The organism is Citricoccus sp. I39-566, from assembly GCF_031432995.1.
Taxonomy (GTDB): Bacteria; Actinomycetota; Actinomycetes; order Actinomycetales; family Micrococcaceae; genus Citricoccus; species Citricoccus nitrophenolicus_A.
Map to the genome: position 1 here is coordinate 2,832,254 of NZ_CP133842.1, position 15,372 is coordinate 2,847,625.

The following is a 15,372-nucleotide window of genomic DNA, read 5'->3' on the forward strand; positions in this document are numbered from 1 at the left end:
GGGTTCCGTAGGGATCACCCTAGTACGTTCCCCATCCGGAGTTAAGACCCCCATCACCCACGCTGCCGGGGGCGGTCACCGCGGCGAGGACCACCGCCCCGGCGGGCCTGATCCCCCCGTGTTCGAGGGCAAGCCACGTGGCCGCGAGGGTCGATCCGGTGGTCATGACGTCGTCGAAGACCACCACGCTGCGGCCGCCGTTCCGGGCGGCCTCCGCGGCCTCGGCGGCGAGGCGTCGGGTGGGCCGGAACCGGTCGCGGGACCCGGACCGGCGCTGCCGGGACCCTGTCCCGGCGTGGCTCGTCCGGTGACGCGGCGCCGTCAGCAGCGGTCGCCGCCGGTGCGCCAGCCAGCCACGCGCGACCGTCCAGCCCGGCGGCAGGGGTCCGCCCAGCAACTCCTCCACCGGATCGAGGCCCCGGCGCCGGAAACCGGCGGCGCTGGCCGGGACCGGCACCACGGTGAACGGCCCCTGGATCCCCAGCAGCTCGGGCACGGACCCCAGCGCGCGGTACACGGCCGGCCGCAGGAACCGCACCACCGAGGTCCGCCCGTGGTCCTTGAACGCCAGCAACGCCCGGGACGCCTCGCCACCGTAGCGTGCCGCCGCCCCCACGGGGACCGGGGCAGGGGCCGGCTGGGTGAATCGGAGGGGCAGGGCGGCCGCGTCGCGTTCTGCCCGGAACGGCTGCAGCAGGTCCGCGGCCAGGTGCGGCGCACACCCGGGGCACACGGCTCCGTCCCGCTCGCCGCACAGGACGCAGAGGCTGGGCAGGAGCAGCCCGGTCAGCTCGCGGGACGCCGACGCGAGGCCCCGCGCGGCGGGGGTGTGCACGGCGGAGTCGAGGAGGTTCGCGAGGCGCTGGCTGGTACCCATCGGGCCAGTCTGCACCGGTGCCCCGGCGGGAGTCTCCCTCGGGTGGACACACTGTGGACGACGCGCCCGGATGGCCCCCGGGCTCCGGGGGCCGCGCGCCGGGGACTCAGCCCGGGAAGGCCAGGTCGTGGGCCAGGGCGCCGGCCTGGGACCGCCAGGTGGAGCCGGCCAGGGTGTGCACGGCCTCGGCCGTCTCGGCGTACACCGGGTTGTCACCCGGGCCGGTGGAGAATCCCGTCATCCCGAGCAACGGCCGGTGGGTGACGAGCGAGCCGTCCAGCCCGATGGTCTGGGCCTCCACCGAGGAGTCGCTGCTGGTGGCGGCCACCAGCAGCTCCTGGTCGGAGACCCAGTTGACGTCGTTGACGGGCACGGTGGGCTCCAGGCGCACGGGGGAGCCCAGGCCGCGCGGCACGCCCTCGGAGTCGCGGATGACGCCTGAGAGGTACAGGTGGGCGGAGTCCCCCTCGCCGGCCACGATCGCCGCCCGGGTGCCGTCGCGCGAGATCCGCAGCGCATGGACGGTGCGGTCCCCGAGCCACTCGGCGCTGATCTCCAGCGAGACGTCGCCCCGGTCGGCGGACTGCACCGCCATGATGCGGGTGCCGTTGGCGTGGTCCACCGTCCAGGTCCAGCCGGAGGAGTCGAAGCTCGGCCGGGTGAGTTCCTCGCCCTCGACCTCGAGCTGCTGGGAACCGTCGGTACCGGCGCTCACCATGTGGGTACGGTCCGCCGTGAGGAAGGCGAACCGGGTGCCGTCCAGGCTCATGGCCGGGTCCACGGGGCCGCCCTCCACCTCGACCTGCAGGCCTCCGACGGGGACGGTGGCGTCGCCCTCGAAGTAGACCAGTTCTCCGTCGGCCACGGCCACCTGGGTGGACCCCACCCCCGGGTTGATGGTCGCCGGCTGGAAGTTCTCCGGCACCTCCCCGAGGTCCAGGGGGTTCAGGTCCACGGACATCTCCACCCCGGAGACGTTGTTGAGCCCGTCCAGTGTCAGTTCGAGCTGCTGCTGCATGCGCTGCCGGGTCAGGGGGTCGGCGCTCTCGACCGTCTGCTGGGTCAGGTCGACCTTCGCCTGGCCGGCGCTGACCGGCACGGACGGCCGGGACAGTTCGGACCCTGACTGGAACGCCGTCCGCACCGCACCGTCCAGGTAGGGGGCGGGACCGTCCATCAGCGCCCCGACGATGTCCGCCGCCGTCCCGGAGCGGTTGACGAACCACCTCAGGTCCGGCACCGCGTAGGCGTAGGACTGGTCGTAGAAGTACAGCTCGTGGGAGGCGAAGAGGGCCCGGAACTGAGCCGTCTCGAGCATGCTGCCCCCGGGCACCTGGGAGATCCGCCACTGCCCGTCGACCTGGGCGAGCTCGAAGCCCACGGCCTCCGAGGTGTTCGCCGGCATGCGGTTCATGATCCCCCGTTCGTCCACCACCGAGTCCACCTCCATCTGGACCTCGTACTGGTTGTCCTGGGCTGAGGGGACCACGGTGGGAGCCTCGTGGTAGACCAGGGTCCTGGCCTCCGGGTTCCAGGACGTGGCGGCGTCCTCCGTCAGGAACTCCCGGGCGGTGGCGTAGTCGTCCTGGATGCCGGTCCCCGCGTTGAGGAACCCGCGGATGATGTCCTCGGGGCTGGCATCCTGAACGGGTCCGGCGGGGGTGAAGGAGTAGTTCATCTGATTCTCGGCGCCGGGCAGGGGATCCGAGGTCCCCACCGGCCCGCTCTGTGGCAGGTGGGCGCAGCCGCTGACCAGCAGCAGTCCTGCCACCAGGACCGCACAGAGGGCGGCCAGGGGTCCGCGGGAGCGCAGTACGCGGGCCGTGCCCGCCGGCTCGGAAGCCGCCATCAGGATTCCTCCTCCTCGTCCGGTCCGGACGTGTCCTTCGGGGACGCGGCGGACTCCGGCGGTTCCGGACGTTGCGGGTACAGCGACTGCTCCTGGACGCGGTCCGGCAGCACCTCACCGGTCAGCTGCGAGGGTTCCGGATTCTCGAGGTCCGCCGGCAGCCGGCGCTGGGACTCGTGGTACACCGGGGGCAGCCCCAGCGGGGACTCCTCCCCGACCGCGCCCCCGCTGCTGCGCGGGATGACCAGGCGGAAGGCCGAGCCGCGGCCCAGGTGTCCCCACGCGTCCAGCCGGCCGTTGTGCAGCCGTGTGTCCTCTAGCGCGATCGACAGGCCCAGCCCGGATCCACCCGTCGTCCGGGCCCGCGCGGGGTCTCCGCGCCAGAAGCGGTCGAAGACATGCGAGGCCTGCTCCTCGGACATGCCGATGCCGTGGTCCCGGACCACCACCGCCACGGCGTCCTCGTTGCCGCCGACGATCACGTCCACGGGACGGGCCTCGCCGTGCTCGATGGCGTTGTTGACGAGGTTGCGCACGATGCGCTCGATGCGGCGGGGGTCCACGTACGCGGTGACCTCGGTGCCCATGGGCACCACGTACACCGCGGTGTTGGCCTTGTGTGCCAGGGGCTGCGCCGTCAGGACCACGTCGGTGGCCAGGTGCAGGATGTCCGTCTTCTCCGGGGCCATCGTGGCCGCGCCCGCGTCGAAGCGGGTGATCTCCAGCAGGTCCGCCAGCAGGGCCTGGAAGCGCTCCACCTGGTGGTAGAGCAGCTCGGTGGACCGGCGGTTGATCGCGTCGAACCCGTCGCGCGAGTCGTAGAGCACCTCGGCGGCCATCCGGACCGTGGTCAGGGGGGTGCGCAGCTCGTGGGAGACGTCGGAGACGAACCGCTGCTGCATCTGGGACAGCTCCGCCAGCTGCGTGATCTGGTCCTGGATGTTGTCCGCCATCCGGTTGAACGAGGTCCCCAGCCGGGCCATCTCGTCCTCCCCCCGCACGGGCATCCGCACGGACAGGTCCCCCGAGGACAGCGTCTCGGCGGCCGAGGCGGCCTGGCCCACCGGCCGGACCACGGACCGGGTGACAAAGACCGCGATCAGGGAGTTCATCATCACCAGCATCGCCCCGGCCACCACGAGGACGCGCATCAGGTAGTCCAGGGTGTCCTGCACGCTGGTGAGGTCGTAGACCATGTACAGGGCGTAGATGTTGCCCGGTGGGAGCGTCACCTGGGTGCCGAAGGCCAGCGCCGGGCTGGTGCCGCCGTCCTCGGCCGGCAGGCCGATGGACCGCCAGTAGGTCCCGCTGCCGTTCTGGACCGCCTCGGACAACTCCGCGGGGATCACGTCCGCGGACAGCCCGGAACTGGACTTGGGGCCGACGAAGAGGTTCTGGGTGTCCTCGAGCGGCACCAGGACCATGTCCCGTATCACCGTGGCCCCCGTGTCACCCGCCAGCTGGTTCAGGGTGTTGGTGACCAGCAGGTCGGTCGTCTCCGGGTCATTGGTGTTCGCGTTCTCGAAGATGGACCGCGCCTGGTTCAGCCCGCGGTTGGACTCGGCCTCAACCTGGTCGAACCGGGACTGGAACAGGCCCGACGTGATCTGCTGGGACAGGAACAGGGCCAGCACCCCGGCGGCCACCAGGGTGAGCACGGCCGTGCTCGCCACCGTGCGCAGTTGCAGGGAGGCGGTCCACCGGCGCCGAGCGGCCGTGAACCGCCCGGCGACCAGGGTACGGAACCGGGCCAGGGCCCCCGCGTCCGAGCCGGCGGCAGTGGAGTCCGCCTGCTCGGGGGCGGTGACGGTGCCCGTGGTCAACTCAGCTCTGACCGGCCTTGTAGCCGACGCCGCGGACCGTCAGCACGACCTCCGGGTTCTCCGGATCCCTCTCCACCTTGGAGCGCAGCCGCTGGACGTGCACGTTGACCAGCCGGGTGTCCGCCTGGTGCCGGTAGCCCCAGACCTCCTCGAGGAGCATCTCCCGGGTGAAGACCTGCCAGGGCTTGCGGGCCAGCGCCACCAACAGGTCGAACTCCAGGGGCGTGAGCTGGATCGGCCCGTCCCCCCGGGCGACCTGGTGCCCGGCCACGTCGATGGTCAGGTCCGCGATCGTCAGGGTCTCCGGGGCGCGCGTCTCGCCCTCCCGCAGCCGGGCGCGGACACGCGCCACCAGTTCGGCCGGCTTGAACGGCTTGGGGACGTAGTCGTCGGCGCCGGCCTCGAGGCCGCGCACCACGTCCGAGGTGTCCGACTTGGCGGTCAGCATGACGATGGGGGTATCCGACTCGGCCCGGATGGCCTGGCAGACCTCGATGCCGTCCATGCCGGGGAGCATCAGGTCCAGCAGCACCAGCTCGGGGCGGGTGGACCGGAACATCTCCAGCGCCTGTGAGCCGTCCGCGCAGAACGTCGGCTCGAAACCGTCGTTGCGCAGCACGATGCCGATCATCTCCGACAGTGCCTCGTCGTCGTCGACCACGAGAATTCTGGCCTTCACCGGAATGGTCCTCCCCTTCACCGAAGTTCCCACCGGAGGGCTTCCACCGACCGGCACTGCCGCCCGGTGGCCCCGTGCGGACCGGCCCGATCGGCCATCCGTCCCACCTTATCCGACCAGCGCGGATGCGGCCGATATAGTCGGGATTGCACAGGGGCGCGCCGCGCCGGCGGCCGCCGGTCCACCGGCGGCGCAGCCGCAGGACCGCAGGAATCTCAGGGGGATCTTCCGTTGGACCAGAACCAGTACCCGAATGACGGCCACCGAGGCCCGTGGGAGCCGGGCGGTCAGTCCCCCTACGGGCAGCCCCCTGCCGGCCCGTCCCCCTATGGGGCCTACGGGCAGCCCCTCCAGCAGAACCCCTACGGCCAGCGCCCGGGATTCGCCGCCCCCTCACGCCGGCCCGGCATCATCCCCCTGACCCCCCTGGCCCTGGGCGACCTGCTGAGCGGATCCTTCGCCGCCATCCGGCGCAATGCGGCCGCCGTGGTGGGCACCGCGCTGATCGTCTCGCTGATCGAGATCCTCGTCTCCGTCCTGGGCACCACGGTGATGTTCGATGCCCTCACCGGAATCCTGCGCATGGAGGAGGCGGGCATGGACCCCTTCCTCGAGGGCTCGACCGCCGCGCAGGTCTTCGGCTCCCTGTTCGGGTCGCTCGCCCTGCTGACCGTCGGCGCACTACTCGCCGGTCTGGCCGGACTCGTCGCCCACGGCGTCCTGGCCGTGGTCGTCCTCCGCTCCGCCGCGGGGCTGAAGACGACCCTCGGTCAGGCCTGGAGGCTGACCGGCCGCCAGGTCTGGTCCCTGCTCGGCCTCGGTGCCCTGTACCTCGCCGCCACGTTCATCCTCATCCTCCTGTTCCTCGCCGTCGTCGTGGGACTCGTGATCGCCGCGGCCAACGAGGACGGCGGCCTGGCGGGGCTGATGGGGATCCTGCTGTTCGTGCTCATCCTCGCCAGCGTGGTGCTGGGGGTCTGGCTCTACGTCAAGCTCCTGCTCGCCGCGGCGGCCTCCGCGGTGGAGCTCAAGAGCCCCTTCCGGGCCATGGGCCGGTCCTGGACGCTGACCCGCGGCCACTGGTGGCGGACCTTCGGGATCATCCTGCTGGTGGGGATCATCGTCGGCGTGGTCTCCTCGATCATCACCACCCCGTTGTCCATGATCGGCGGGGTCTTCGCCCCGTTCACCGAGAGCGCCACTGCCGAGGACGTGATCGAGGGCTCCCGGATCTGGATGCTGGTCAGCGTGGCCGTCACCTCCCTGGTGGGCGCCCTCGCCACCGTCTACACCGCCTGCCTCGTGGCCCTGCTCTACACCGACTACCGGATCCGCCAGGAGAGCTTCGACCTGGATCTCGCGGCCGCGGCCGATGCCGCGGGCCTGAGCGACGACGCCCGGTTCAGCACCGTCCAGGACGTCCAGGCCGCGGCCGGCACGGACCGGCTGGTCCCGGGCCGCCCCCCAGCGGGACCCGCCGGGTCCTGAGTCAGGCGGCGCTGGATTGGTGATGAGCTGGGCCGTGGCCGCCATGTCCCCTGACGGCTGGGAGCCGGACCGGGAGCAGGCACGCCGCCTGCTCGAGGAGGAACTGTCCGCCCCGGAGTATGCCGAGGCCAGGCCCAACCCCGTCCTCCAGTGGCTCGCCGACGCGCTGGGCGCCGTGATGGAGTGGCTCAGCTCTCTCGGGGGCGCCGCCCCCTCCCTGCCCGGCTGGGTCCTGCCCCTGCTGCTCGTGGTCGTGGCCGGCGTCGTCCTCTGGTTCGTCCGCCCGCGGACCAACGCGGCGGTCCGCGCCCGCCGCGCGGCCGCCGTGCTGTCCGACCGCTCGATCAGCCCGGAGCAGTACCGCCGGACGGCCGCCTCCGCCGCGGCGGCCGGGCACCACGCGGAGGCGCTCGCCGCCTGGTACCGGGCGCTCGTGCGGCAGGCCGAGGTCCGCACCGTGCTGGCCGTCAAGCCCGGACGCACCGCCACCGAGGCGGCCCTCGGCCTGGGTGCGGCGTTCCCCGCCGAGCAGGCCGCCCTGGACGCCGCCGCGGACGGGTTCAACGCCGTGGTCTACGGCGAACGGCCGTCAAGCCCAGCGCAGGCGGCCGCCGTCCGCGACCTCGACGAACGGCTGCGGCACCTGCAGCCGGCCCCGGATCCCTCCGGGGCCGGATCCGGCCCGCCGTCACAGATGGCGGCCCCGCGATGACCACAACCACCACCTCCACCACCACCTCCGCCCCGAGCGTCCCGACCACCGGCCAGGCCCTGGCGCGGTGGTGGAGGAGGGCCTGGATCTGGTTCGTCCTGGCCGTGCTGCTGCTGCTCGTGACCCTGCCCTCGGTGTTCCGGCAGAGTCCTGACGATCGCCGCCTCTCCCCGGTCTCGGCCGCCCCGCAGGGCGCCCAGGCCGTGGTCCGCGTCCTGGAGGGCCACGGGATCTCGGTGCACCCGGCCGACTCCCTCAGCGAGGCGGTGGCGCTCGCCGGCGAGCACCCCGAGGCGCCCGTGCTGTTCCACGATGCCGCCGGGCACCTGCCCGCGGCCGGGCTGGACGAGCTCGCCGCCGCGGTGGCTCCGGACCGGAGAGTCCTCGTGGAGCCGGACTTCCCGGCGCTGCGTGCGCTCGCCCCCACGGTCTCCCAGGCGGGACAGGTGCCCGACGGCGACCGGCTGGGTTCCGGGGACGGCTGCGGCCTCCCGATGGGCCGGGAGTCCCAGACCATTCCGGCGGCGGGCCGGTCCTACCGGGTGAACGCCGGCCGATCCTGTTTCCCGGTCCCCGGGACCGCCGTCGGACAGAACGCCCACCCCGCGCAGGCCGTCGTCGCCACCGGTGACGGAACGGTGGTCCTCGGCAACCACGGGATCCTCGCCAACGAGACGGCCGGCGAGGACGGCCATCCCGTGCTGTCCCTGTGGTCGCTGGGCCGGTCCTCGGACGTGGTCTGGTACCTGCCGGGCCTGGCGGACGTCGCGGTGGATCCGGGCCCGCCGAGCATGGATCAGCTGCTGCCCGACTGGGTGCGCCCGGCGGGGATCTGGCTCATCATCTGCCTCGCGGTGCTCATGCTGTGGCGGGGCCGCCGCCATGGACCCCTCGCCGTGGAGCCGCTGCCCGTGGTGGTGCCGGCCTCCGAGACCGCGATCGGCCGGGCCCGCCTCTACGAGAGGTTCGGCCACCACGGTGCCGCCGCCCGGTCCCTGCGTTCGGCCACCCTCGTGCGGCTCTCCCGGTCCCTGAGCCTGGGCCACGGGGCCTCCGTGGACGCGATCGTCTCCGCGGCGGCCCGGGTCACCGGCCGCGATCCGGCCCGAGTGGCAGCCGACCTGGACGTGGAGCCGGTGGCCACCTCCCGCGACCTGGTGGCCGCCGGCCGGCGGCTGCTGGAGCTGGAGGAGACCGTTCACGCGGCCCTGACCACCGATCCGACGCCGGACCCGAGCACCCCAGACCCCGATGGAAGGACACCATGACCGTTCCCCACCCCGAGCACCAGCCGGGCCAGCAGTCCCCGACCGACGAGGACCTGCGCCGCGCCTTCGGCGCCGTGCGCGAGGAGGTGGCCCGGGCCGTCGTCGGGCAGCAGCCGGCCGTCACGGGGCTGCTGATCGGCCTGCTCTGCAACGGCCACGTCCTGCTGGAGGGGGTGCCCGGCGTGGCCAAGACCCTGCTGGTGCGGACCCTCTCCGCCGCGCTGGACCTGGGCACCCGCCGGGTCCAGTTCACCCCGGACCTGATGCCCGGGGACGTGACCGGCTCGCTCGTCTACGACACGAAGACCGGAGAGTTCGAGTTCCGCGAGGGACCCGTGTTCACCCACCTGATGCTGGCCGACGAGATCAACCGCACCCCGCCCAAGACGCAGGCCGCCCTGCTCGAGGCCATGGCCGAGGGCCAGGTCTCGGTGGACGGGGTGTCCCGGCCGCTGCCGGACCCGTTCATGGTGGCGGCCACCCAGAACCCGGTGGAGTACGAGGGCACCTATCCCCTGCCGGAGGCCCAGCTGGACCGCTTCCTGCTCAAGGTCACCCTCGAACTGCCCGAGCGCGAGGACGAGGTGGAGATCCTCCGCCGCCATGCTTCCGGGTTCTCGGCCTCGGACCTGGCCTCGGCCGGCGTCCGTGCCGTGGCGGACGCCACGACGATCCAGGCGGCGCGCGCTGCCGTCGGACGGGTCCAGTCCGGCCCCGAGGTACTGGGCTACATCACGGACCTGGCCCGCGCGAGCAGGCTCTCGCCCTCCTTCCAGCTGGGCGTCTCCCCCCGCGGCTCCACCGCCCTGCTGCAGACCGCCAAGGCGTGGGCGTGGCTGGGCGGCCGCGACTACACCACCCCGGACGACGTCCAGGCCATGGCGCTGCCCTGCCTGCGGCACCGCGTCTCGCTGCGGCCCGAGGCCGAGCTGGACGGTGTCAGCACGGACCAGGTGCTCTCCGGGCTGCTCGCCACCGTCCCGGTCCCGCGCTGATCGGAGCGTAGCTGATGGTGCTCTCCGGCCGTTTCCTCCTCCTGGCCCTGCTGTGCCTGGTCCCCGTGCTCCTGCGCCCGGGGACGGACACGATCCTGTGGTGCCTGCTCGCCCTGGTCCTCGTGGCCGCCGCGGACCTGGTGCTCGCCGCCTCACCGCGCGAGCTGGTCCTCGAGCGCCAGCTGCCGGCCTCCTCCCGGCTGGACGAGACCGTGGACAACGCGCTGCTGGTGACCAACCGGGGTCGGCGCCGGCTGCGCGGCTCGGCGCGGGATGCCTGGCAGCCCTCGGCCGGACAGCAGGCCCCGGCCGCGCCGGGGTCCCGGCCGCGCGCGGACGCGGCGGTGGCGCTGGACGTTCCGCCCGGGGAACGACGCCGGACGGTCACCACCCTGGTGCCGCGCCGCCGGGGGACGCTGCGCACGCCCTCGGTCACGATCCGCTCCTGGGGCCCGATCGGGGTGGCGGGGCGTCAGCTCACCCTGCCCGCCGCCGGCCAGATCAGCATCCTGCCGCCGTTCCGCTCCCGCCGGCACCTGCCTTCGCGGCTGGCCCGCCTGCGGGAGATGGACGGGCGCTCGGCCGTCCAGCACCGCGGGGCCGGCACCGAGTTCGACTCCCTGCGCGACTACGTGCGCGGCGACGACGTGCGCTCCATCGACTGGCGGGCCACCGCGCGCCGGCAGGATGTGGTGGTGCGGACGTGGCGGCCCGAACGGGATCGGCGGGTGGTGATCGTGCTGGACACCTCGCGCACCGCCGCCGCCCGCGTGGACGACGAGCCCAAGCTGGACACGGGGATCGAGGCCTCCCTGCTGCTAGCGGCACTGGCCTCCGCGGGCGGTGACCGGGTGGAGCTGATCGCCTTCGACCGGCGGGTGCGGGCCCGCACCTCCTCCACGGAGAAGGGCCACCTGCTGCACCGGATGGTCACGGCCCTGGCCCCCGTGCAGCCGACGCTGCTCTCCGCGGACTGGTCCAGCGTGCCGGTGGAGGTGGCGGCGGTGTCCCGGCAGCGCGCCCTCGTGGTGCTCCTGACCGATCTGGATCCCGCCGCCCTGCAGGAGGGGCTGCTGCCCGTGCTGCCGGCCCTGAGCTCCCGCCACCAGGTGGTGGTCGCCTCGGTGGCGGACCCCCAGCTCGCCGAGATGGCCCGGACCCGGCACGACGCCGAGACCACCTTCCGTGCGGCCGCGGCCGAGCGTGCTTGGCTGGAACGCCGGGCCGCCGCCCGCGAGCTGGAGATGCTCGGGGTCGAGGTGGTGGATGCGGCGCCGCACGCGCTGCCGCCCGCGCTGGCGGACACCTACCTCAGGCTCAAGGCCGCCGGCCGCCTCTGAGGTCCCCTCCGCGGACCGTGGCTAGGCCAGGCCGCCGTCCTGGCGGATGCGGTCGAGCTCCTCGGCGGCGGCCACCGTGGCCTCCACCGTCCGGTTGGCCTGGACGCGGGTGCCGGCGGACAGGTCCGGGGCGGCCAGGATCAGCTGGCCGAGCCGTGCCGGGTCCAGGCCCAGGCGCTCCCAGGCCCGGGCGAGCCCGACGGCGGCGCCCCGGTAGGGCCGTCCCGCCGCGGTCCCAGCGGGTCGCGGGGCCACAGGGGTGCCGACGTGCTCCGGCGCGGGCAGCCGGACGGCCACGTGGCGGCCCGCCTCGGTCCAGCCGGCGACCATCTCCCACCGCGAGGGATCGGCCCCCGGCCCCTCCAGCGGGGCCAGTGGGAGGGCCAGCGCGGTCATCGGCGCGGCTCCCTCCCCGTGCTGATCTCCGCTCCCATCCCCGTTCGCGTCCCCGGTCGCAGACCGAGTCCCGCCCTCGGAGGCCAGCGGCGGCAGCGCCTCGGAGGCCAGCAGCGCCAGCTCCGCCCAGGCCCAGTCCGCGCCGGCCCCGCGCCGGCCGGGGGCCAGGACCAGACCGGTGGCGCCGGCGTCGAGCACCGACTGCAGGAGCAGGGTCCAGGCGGACCGGACCTCCGACCGGGGGATGGAGCGCACGGTGCGGTAGCCGCTGGCCGTGGGCAGGGCGCCGGAGAGCACGGCCGCGGCGCGCGGCTCCTCCAGGACCACGGTGAGCCTCGAGGCACCGGTCTGCGAGCGCACCGCGGCGACGTGGGAGGCCAGTCCCGCGGCCAGGGACTGGGCCACGTCCCGGCGCGCCCCGTGGTCCGAGAGCGAGCGCTCCCCGCCGGGCAGCCAGAGATCGGCCGCCAGTGACATCGGTCCGGTCACCCGCAGCAGCAGGTCCTCCAGGCTCAGGCCCGACTCCCCGGCCACGTCGGTCAGGGCGTGGCGGTCGGAGGCCAGCGCGGAGGTGGCGCGGCGGTGGTCCATCCCGGGCTCCGGGACGAGCCGCCACCCGTGCGGCTGGAGGTCCACCGCGAGGTCCTCGAGCAGCGCGGCCGTGCGGCCGACCGGATCGGATCCGGGGCCCCGGGCGGGCAGCTCGGGCAGCACCGGCAGGTGCGGGGACCCCAGGGCGTTGAGCACGTCCCCGGCGGCGGACACGGGGTCCGTCCCCGGCCAGTCCCCCAGCAGGGTGGCGCGGACCGCGGGGGCGTCGGCAGCCCTCAACGGTTCTCGGCCGCGATGGCGCGGTGGTGCTGGATGACCTCGGAGACGATGAAGTTCAGGAACTTCTCCGCGAAGGCCGGGTCCAGGTCCGCGTCCGCGGCGAGCCGACGCAGCCGCTCGATCTGCGCGGCCTCGCGGCCCGGGTCCGAGGGCGGCAGCTCGTGCTCGGCCTTGAGCCGCCCGACCCGCTGGGTGCACTTGAACCGCTCGGCGAGCAGGTAGACGAGCGTGGCATCCACGTTGTCGATGCTGCCGCGGATCGCGTACAGCTCCTCGAGCACCGCCGGGTCGGCGGTGCCCCGCAGGGAGGAGGCGTGGGGGTCGTAGCCGCCCTCGGACTGCTGGCCGGTCCCGGCGTCGGTCTGCTCACTCATGGCCCCTAGCCTACGGTCAGCCAGCGGCCACCTGCCGTTCCCGGCGCCGGCGTGACTGCTCCACCGGATCCGGCACCGGCAGCGAGGCCACCAGTCGCCGGGTGTAGTCGTGCTGCGGGGCGCCCATCACCCGGGAACCGATGCCCTCCTCCACGAGGTCGCCCCGGTAGAGCACGCCCACCCACGTGGCGAGGTGGTCCACCACGGCCAGGTCGTGGCTGATGAACAGGCAGGCGAAGCCGAAGCGTTCCTGCACCTCGCGGAACAGGTCCAGGACCTTGGCCTGCACGGACACGTCGAGGGCCGACGTCGGCTCGTCCGCCACGAGCAGGGCGGGGTCCAGGGCCAGCGCGCGCGCCAGGGACGCCCGCTGGCGCTGGCCGCCGGAGAGCTCGTGCGGGTAGCGGCGGGCGTACTCGGCGGGCAGCTGGACGGCGTCCAGCAGGGAGGAGATGCGGCGGCCGACGGCGGAGCCGCCCGGCCCGGCGGACGGCGCGTTGGACCGCTCGGCGGACGGCTCACCGTCCCGGGACCACGCCGCGGGGTGGACCAGCAGGGGTTCGGCGATGCACTCGCCGATCGTCAGGTGCGGGTTGAAGGACGCCGCGGGGTCCTGGAACACGAAGCCGATGTCCCGGCGCAGCGGCTTGAACGCCCGCTCCCGGAACCCGACCATCTCGTGCCCGAACACGGTCAGCGAGCCGCCCGTGGCCGGCGTGAGACCGGCGATGGCCCGTCCGATGGTGGTCTTGCCCGAACCGGACTCCCCCACCAGCCCGTAGACCTCGCCGGCGCGGATCTCGAGATCGACGCCCTTCACCGCCCGGAACGGCGGCTTGCCGAGCCGGCCGGGGAACTCGATCTGCAGTCCGCGGGCGCTGACCACGGGGGCCTGCCCCGCCGCGGGGCGTTCGGTGACCCCGGCGGAGGCCGAGTTCCGGCCCAGGTGCGGCACGGCCTCCAGCAGGGCACGCGTGTAGTCCTCCCGGGGCGCGGCGAAGAGCTCCCGGACGGAGGCCTGCTCCACGATCTCGCCGCGGTACATCACCACGACGCGGTCGGCCAGGTCCGCGACCACGCCCATGTTGTGGGTGATGAGCACGATGGACACGCCGCGGGTGTCCCGCAGGTCCCGTAGCAGGTCCAGGATCTCTGCCTGGACCGTGACGTCCAGGGCCGTGGTGGGTTCGTCCGCCACGATCAGGCCGGGGTTCAGGGCCAGCGCGGCGGCGATGACCACGCGCTGCTTCTGCCCCCCGGAGAATTGGTGCGGGTAGTAGTCCACACGCGTCTCGGGGTCCGGGATGCCCACGGCCCGCAGTGCCTCGACCGCCGTGCGCCGGGCCTCCCGGCGGCCGATCCGGCCACGGCCGCCGGACTCCGCGACACGGGCGTGCGCCCGCAGGCCCTCCATGATCTGCCAGCCCACCGTGTACACGGGGTTCAGCGCCGTGGACGGCTCCTGGAAGATCATCGCCGCGTGGCTGCCGCGCATCTGGCGCAGCGCGGAGCCGGAGAGGCTCAGCACGTCCTTCCCGGACACGACGACGGCCCCGGAGGCCTCCGCGGTCTCCGGCAGCAGCCGGAGCACCGTCTTGGCGGTGACGGTCTTGCCGGACCCGGACTCCCCGACGACGGCCACGACCTCGCCCGGGGCGACGGAGAAGGCGGCGTCGCGCACGGCGCGCACGTCCCCGCCGTCGGTGGCGAAGGTGACCGAGAGATCCCGGACCTCCAGCACCGGGGTGACCGGGCCGGCGTCGTGCCCCTCGGGGGTGGGGGTGATCATGCGGTCTCCTTCGTGGCGCGCCGGGACCGCCGGCGGGAGCGGGTGCGCAGGCGCGGGTCGTTGAGGTCGTTCATGGACTCGCCCACCAGGGTCAGCCCCATCACCGTCAGCACGATCGCCAGTCCCGGGAACAGGCCGGTCCACCAGATCCCGCTCGTCACGTCCGCCAGCGCCCGGTTGAGGTCGTAGCCCCACTCGGCGGCCGCCGTCGGCTCGATTCCGAAGCCGAGGAAGCCGAGCCCGGCGAGCGTCAGGATGGCCTCCGAGGCGTTCAGGGTGAAGATCAACGGCAGGGACCGGGTGGCGTTGCGCAGGATGTGCCGGGTCATGATGCGCCACGGTGAGGAGCCCACCACCTGCGCGGACTCCACGAAGGGCTCGGCCTTCAGGCGCACGGTCTCGGCGCGGATCACCCGGAAGTACTGCGGGATGAACACCACGGTGATGGAGATGGCTGCCGCCATGATCCCGCCCCACAGGCTGGACCGGCCCTGGCTGATGACGATCGACATGACGATGGCCAGCAGCAGCGAGGGGAAGGCGTAGATCGCGTCCGCGATGACCACGAGCACGCGGTCCACCCAGCCGCCGAGGTAGCCCGAGACCAGGCCGAGGAACACGCCGAGGAACAGGGACATGACCACCGCGGCGACGATCACGGCCAGGGCGGTCTGCGTGCCCCACAGCACCCGGGACAGCACGTCGAATCCCCCCACCGTGGTCCCCCACGGGTGTTCCGCGGAGGGCGGCGCCTGCGTGGGGAAGGCTCCGCCGCCGGAGTAGGTCATCTGGGCGTAGCCGTAGGGGGCGAGCCACGGGGCCAGGGCCGCGGCGAGGACGAACAGCACCGTCAGTGCGAGTCCGGCGATGAGCATCCCGCGCTGCAGGCCGGCGGACTGCCCCAGGTGGGAGATGACCGGCAGCCTGCGGGCGGTGGTGGCCAGGGACATG

At 73.7% G+C, this 15,372-nt stretch carries 13 protein-coding genes; 5 read left to right on the top strand and 8 right to left on the bottom strand.

Annotation, left to right across the window (positions count from 1 at the left end):
• Positions 1-19: 19 nt before the first annotated feature.
• From RE421_RS12955 to mtrA, 4 genes are all read right to left on the bottom strand, one after another.
• Complete coding sequence (locus RE421_RS12955) at positions 20-877, bottom strand: ComF family protein (protein WP_309810644.1); 858 nt, start codon at positions 875-877, stop codon at positions 20-22.
• Positions 878-983: 106 nt separating this feature from the next.
• The gene (locus RE421_RS12960; protein ID WP_309810647.1) at positions 984-2,726 is read right to left on the bottom strand and encodes an LpqB family beta-propeller domain-containing protein; all 1,743 of its coding nucleotides are present in this window, start codon (positions 2,724-2,726) and stop codon (positions 984-986) included.
• A complete protein-coding gene (gene mtrB, locus RE421_RS12965; RefSeq protein ID WP_309810650.1) occupies positions 2,726-4,549 on the bottom strand; it encodes an MtrAB system histidine kinase MtrB in 1,824 nt (607 codons plus the stop codon). Before mtrB ends, RE421_RS12960 begins: the two co-directional genes overlap by 1 nt.
• 1 nt (position 4,550) lies before the next feature.
• Complete coding sequence (gene mtrA, locus RE421_RS12970; RefSeq protein ID WP_309810652.1) at positions 4,551-5,228, bottom strand: MtrAB system response regulator MtrA; 678 nt, start codon at positions 5,226-5,228, stop codon at positions 4,551-4,553.
• 231 nt (positions 5,229-5,459) lie between these two features.
• Here mtrA and RE421_RS12975 point away from each other — a divergent pair, with 231 nt between their 5' ends.
• Genes RE421_RS12975 through RE421_RS12995 form a run of 5 tightly spaced genes read left to right on the top strand, consistent with a single transcriptional unit; the run spans position 5,460 to position 11,031 of the window.
• Complete coding sequence (locus RE421_RS12975; protein ID WP_309810656.1) at positions 5,460-6,716, top strand: hypothetical protein; 1,257 nt, start codon at positions 5,460-5,462, stop codon at positions 6,714-6,716.
• 22 nt (positions 6,717-6,738) lie between these two features.
• On the top strand, positions 6,739-7,428 hold the full coding sequence (locus RE421_RS12980) for a DUF4129 domain-containing protein (RefSeq protein ID WP_309810658.1): 690 nt from the start codon (positions 6,739-6,741) through the stop codon (positions 7,426-7,428).
• A complete protein-coding gene (locus tag RE421_RS12985) occupies positions 7,425-8,696 on the top strand; it encodes a DUF4350 domain-containing protein (protein ID WP_309810662.1) in 1,272 nt (423 codons plus the stop codon). Before RE421_RS12980 ends, RE421_RS12985 begins: the two co-directional genes overlap by 4 nt.
• Positions 8,693-9,691: a MoxR family ATPase gene (locus RE421_RS12990; RefSeq protein WP_309810665.1), complete on the top strand. Its 999-nt coding sequence runs from the start codon at positions 8,693-8,695 to the stop codon at positions 9,689-9,691. The genes RE421_RS12985 and RE421_RS12990 overlap by 4 nt, the downstream gene beginning before the upstream one ends.
• A gap of 14 nt (positions 9,692-9,705) precedes the next feature.
• Positions 9,706-11,031, top strand: coding sequence for a DUF58 domain-containing protein (locus RE421_RS12995; RefSeq protein ID WP_309810668.1), 1,326 nt, complete (start codon positions 9,706-9,708; stop codon positions 11,029-11,031).
• A 21-nt stretch (positions 11,032-11,052) separates the two neighbouring features.
• On the opposite strand, the gene RE421_RS13000 is transcribed toward RE421_RS12995, so the two are convergent.
• From RE421_RS13000 to RE421_RS13015, 4 genes are read right to left on the bottom strand one after another with little or no spacing between them, the layout of a single operon-like run.
• Positions 11,053-12,258, bottom strand: a complete 1,206-nt coding sequence (locus tag RE421_RS13000) for a hypothetical protein (RefSeq protein ID WP_309810671.1) — start codon at positions 12,256-12,258, stop codon at positions 11,053-11,055.
• Positions 12,255-12,632, bottom strand: coding sequence for a chorismate mutase (locus tag RE421_RS13005; RefSeq protein WP_309810674.1), 378 nt, complete (start codon positions 12,630-12,632; stop codon positions 12,255-12,257). Before RE421_RS13005 ends, RE421_RS13000 begins: the two co-directional genes overlap by 4 nt.
• Positions 12,633-12,648: 16 nt before the next feature.
• A complete protein-coding gene (locus RE421_RS13010) occupies positions 12,649-14,421 on the bottom strand; it encodes an ABC transporter ATP-binding protein (protein WP_309810677.1) in 1,773 nt (590 codons plus the stop codon).
• Positions 14,418-15,371 (bottom strand): ABC transporter permease, encoded by a 954-nt coding sequence (locus RE421_RS13015; protein WP_309810680.1) that lies wholly within the window; start codon positions 15,369-15,371, stop codon positions 14,418-14,420. The genes RE421_RS13010 and RE421_RS13015 overlap by 4 nt, the downstream gene beginning before the upstream one ends.
• Between the last annotated feature and the right edge of the window lies 1 nt (position 15,372).

What these genes read in the sequence shown, in the direction of transcription:
- RE421_RS12955 (WP_309810644.1), bottom strand. Translation starts at nt 877, where the DNA reads ATGGGTACCAGCCAGCGCCTCGCGAACCTCCTCGACTCCGCCGTGCAC.
- RE421_RS12960 (WP_309810647.1), bottom strand. Translation starts at nt 2,726, where the DNA reads ATGGCGGCTTCCGAGCCGGCGGGCACGGCCCGCGTACTGCGCTCCCGC.
- RE421_RS12980 (WP_309810658.1), top strand. Translation starts at nt 6,739, where the DNA reads ATGAGCTGGGCCGTGGCCGCCATGTCCCCTGACGGCTGGGAGCCGGAC.
- RE421_RS12985 (WP_309810662.1), top strand. Translation starts at nt 7,425, where the DNA reads ATGACCACAACCACCACCTCCACCACCACCTCCGCCCCGAGCGTCCCG.
- RE421_RS12990 (WP_309810665.1), top strand. Translation starts at nt 8,693, where the DNA reads ATGACCGTTCCCCACCCCGAGCACCAGCCGGGCCAGCAGTCCCCGACC.
- RE421_RS12995 (WP_309810668.1), top strand. Translation starts at nt 9,706, where the DNA reads ATGGTGCTCTCCGGCCGTTTCCTCCTCCTGGCCCTGCTGTGCCTGGTC.
- RE421_RS13005 (WP_309810674.1), bottom strand. Translation starts at nt 12,632, where the DNA reads ATGAGTGAGCAGACCGACGCCGGGACCGGCCAGCAGTCCGAGGGCGGC.
- RE421_RS13010 (WP_309810677.1), bottom strand. Translation starts at nt 14,421, where the DNA reads ATGATCACCCCCACCCCCGAGGGGCACGACGCCGGCCCGGTCACCCCG.
- RE421_RS13015 (WP_309810680.1), bottom strand. Translation starts at nt 15,371, where the DNA reads ATGTCCCTGGCCACCACCGCCCGCAGGCTGCCGGTCATCTCCCACCTG.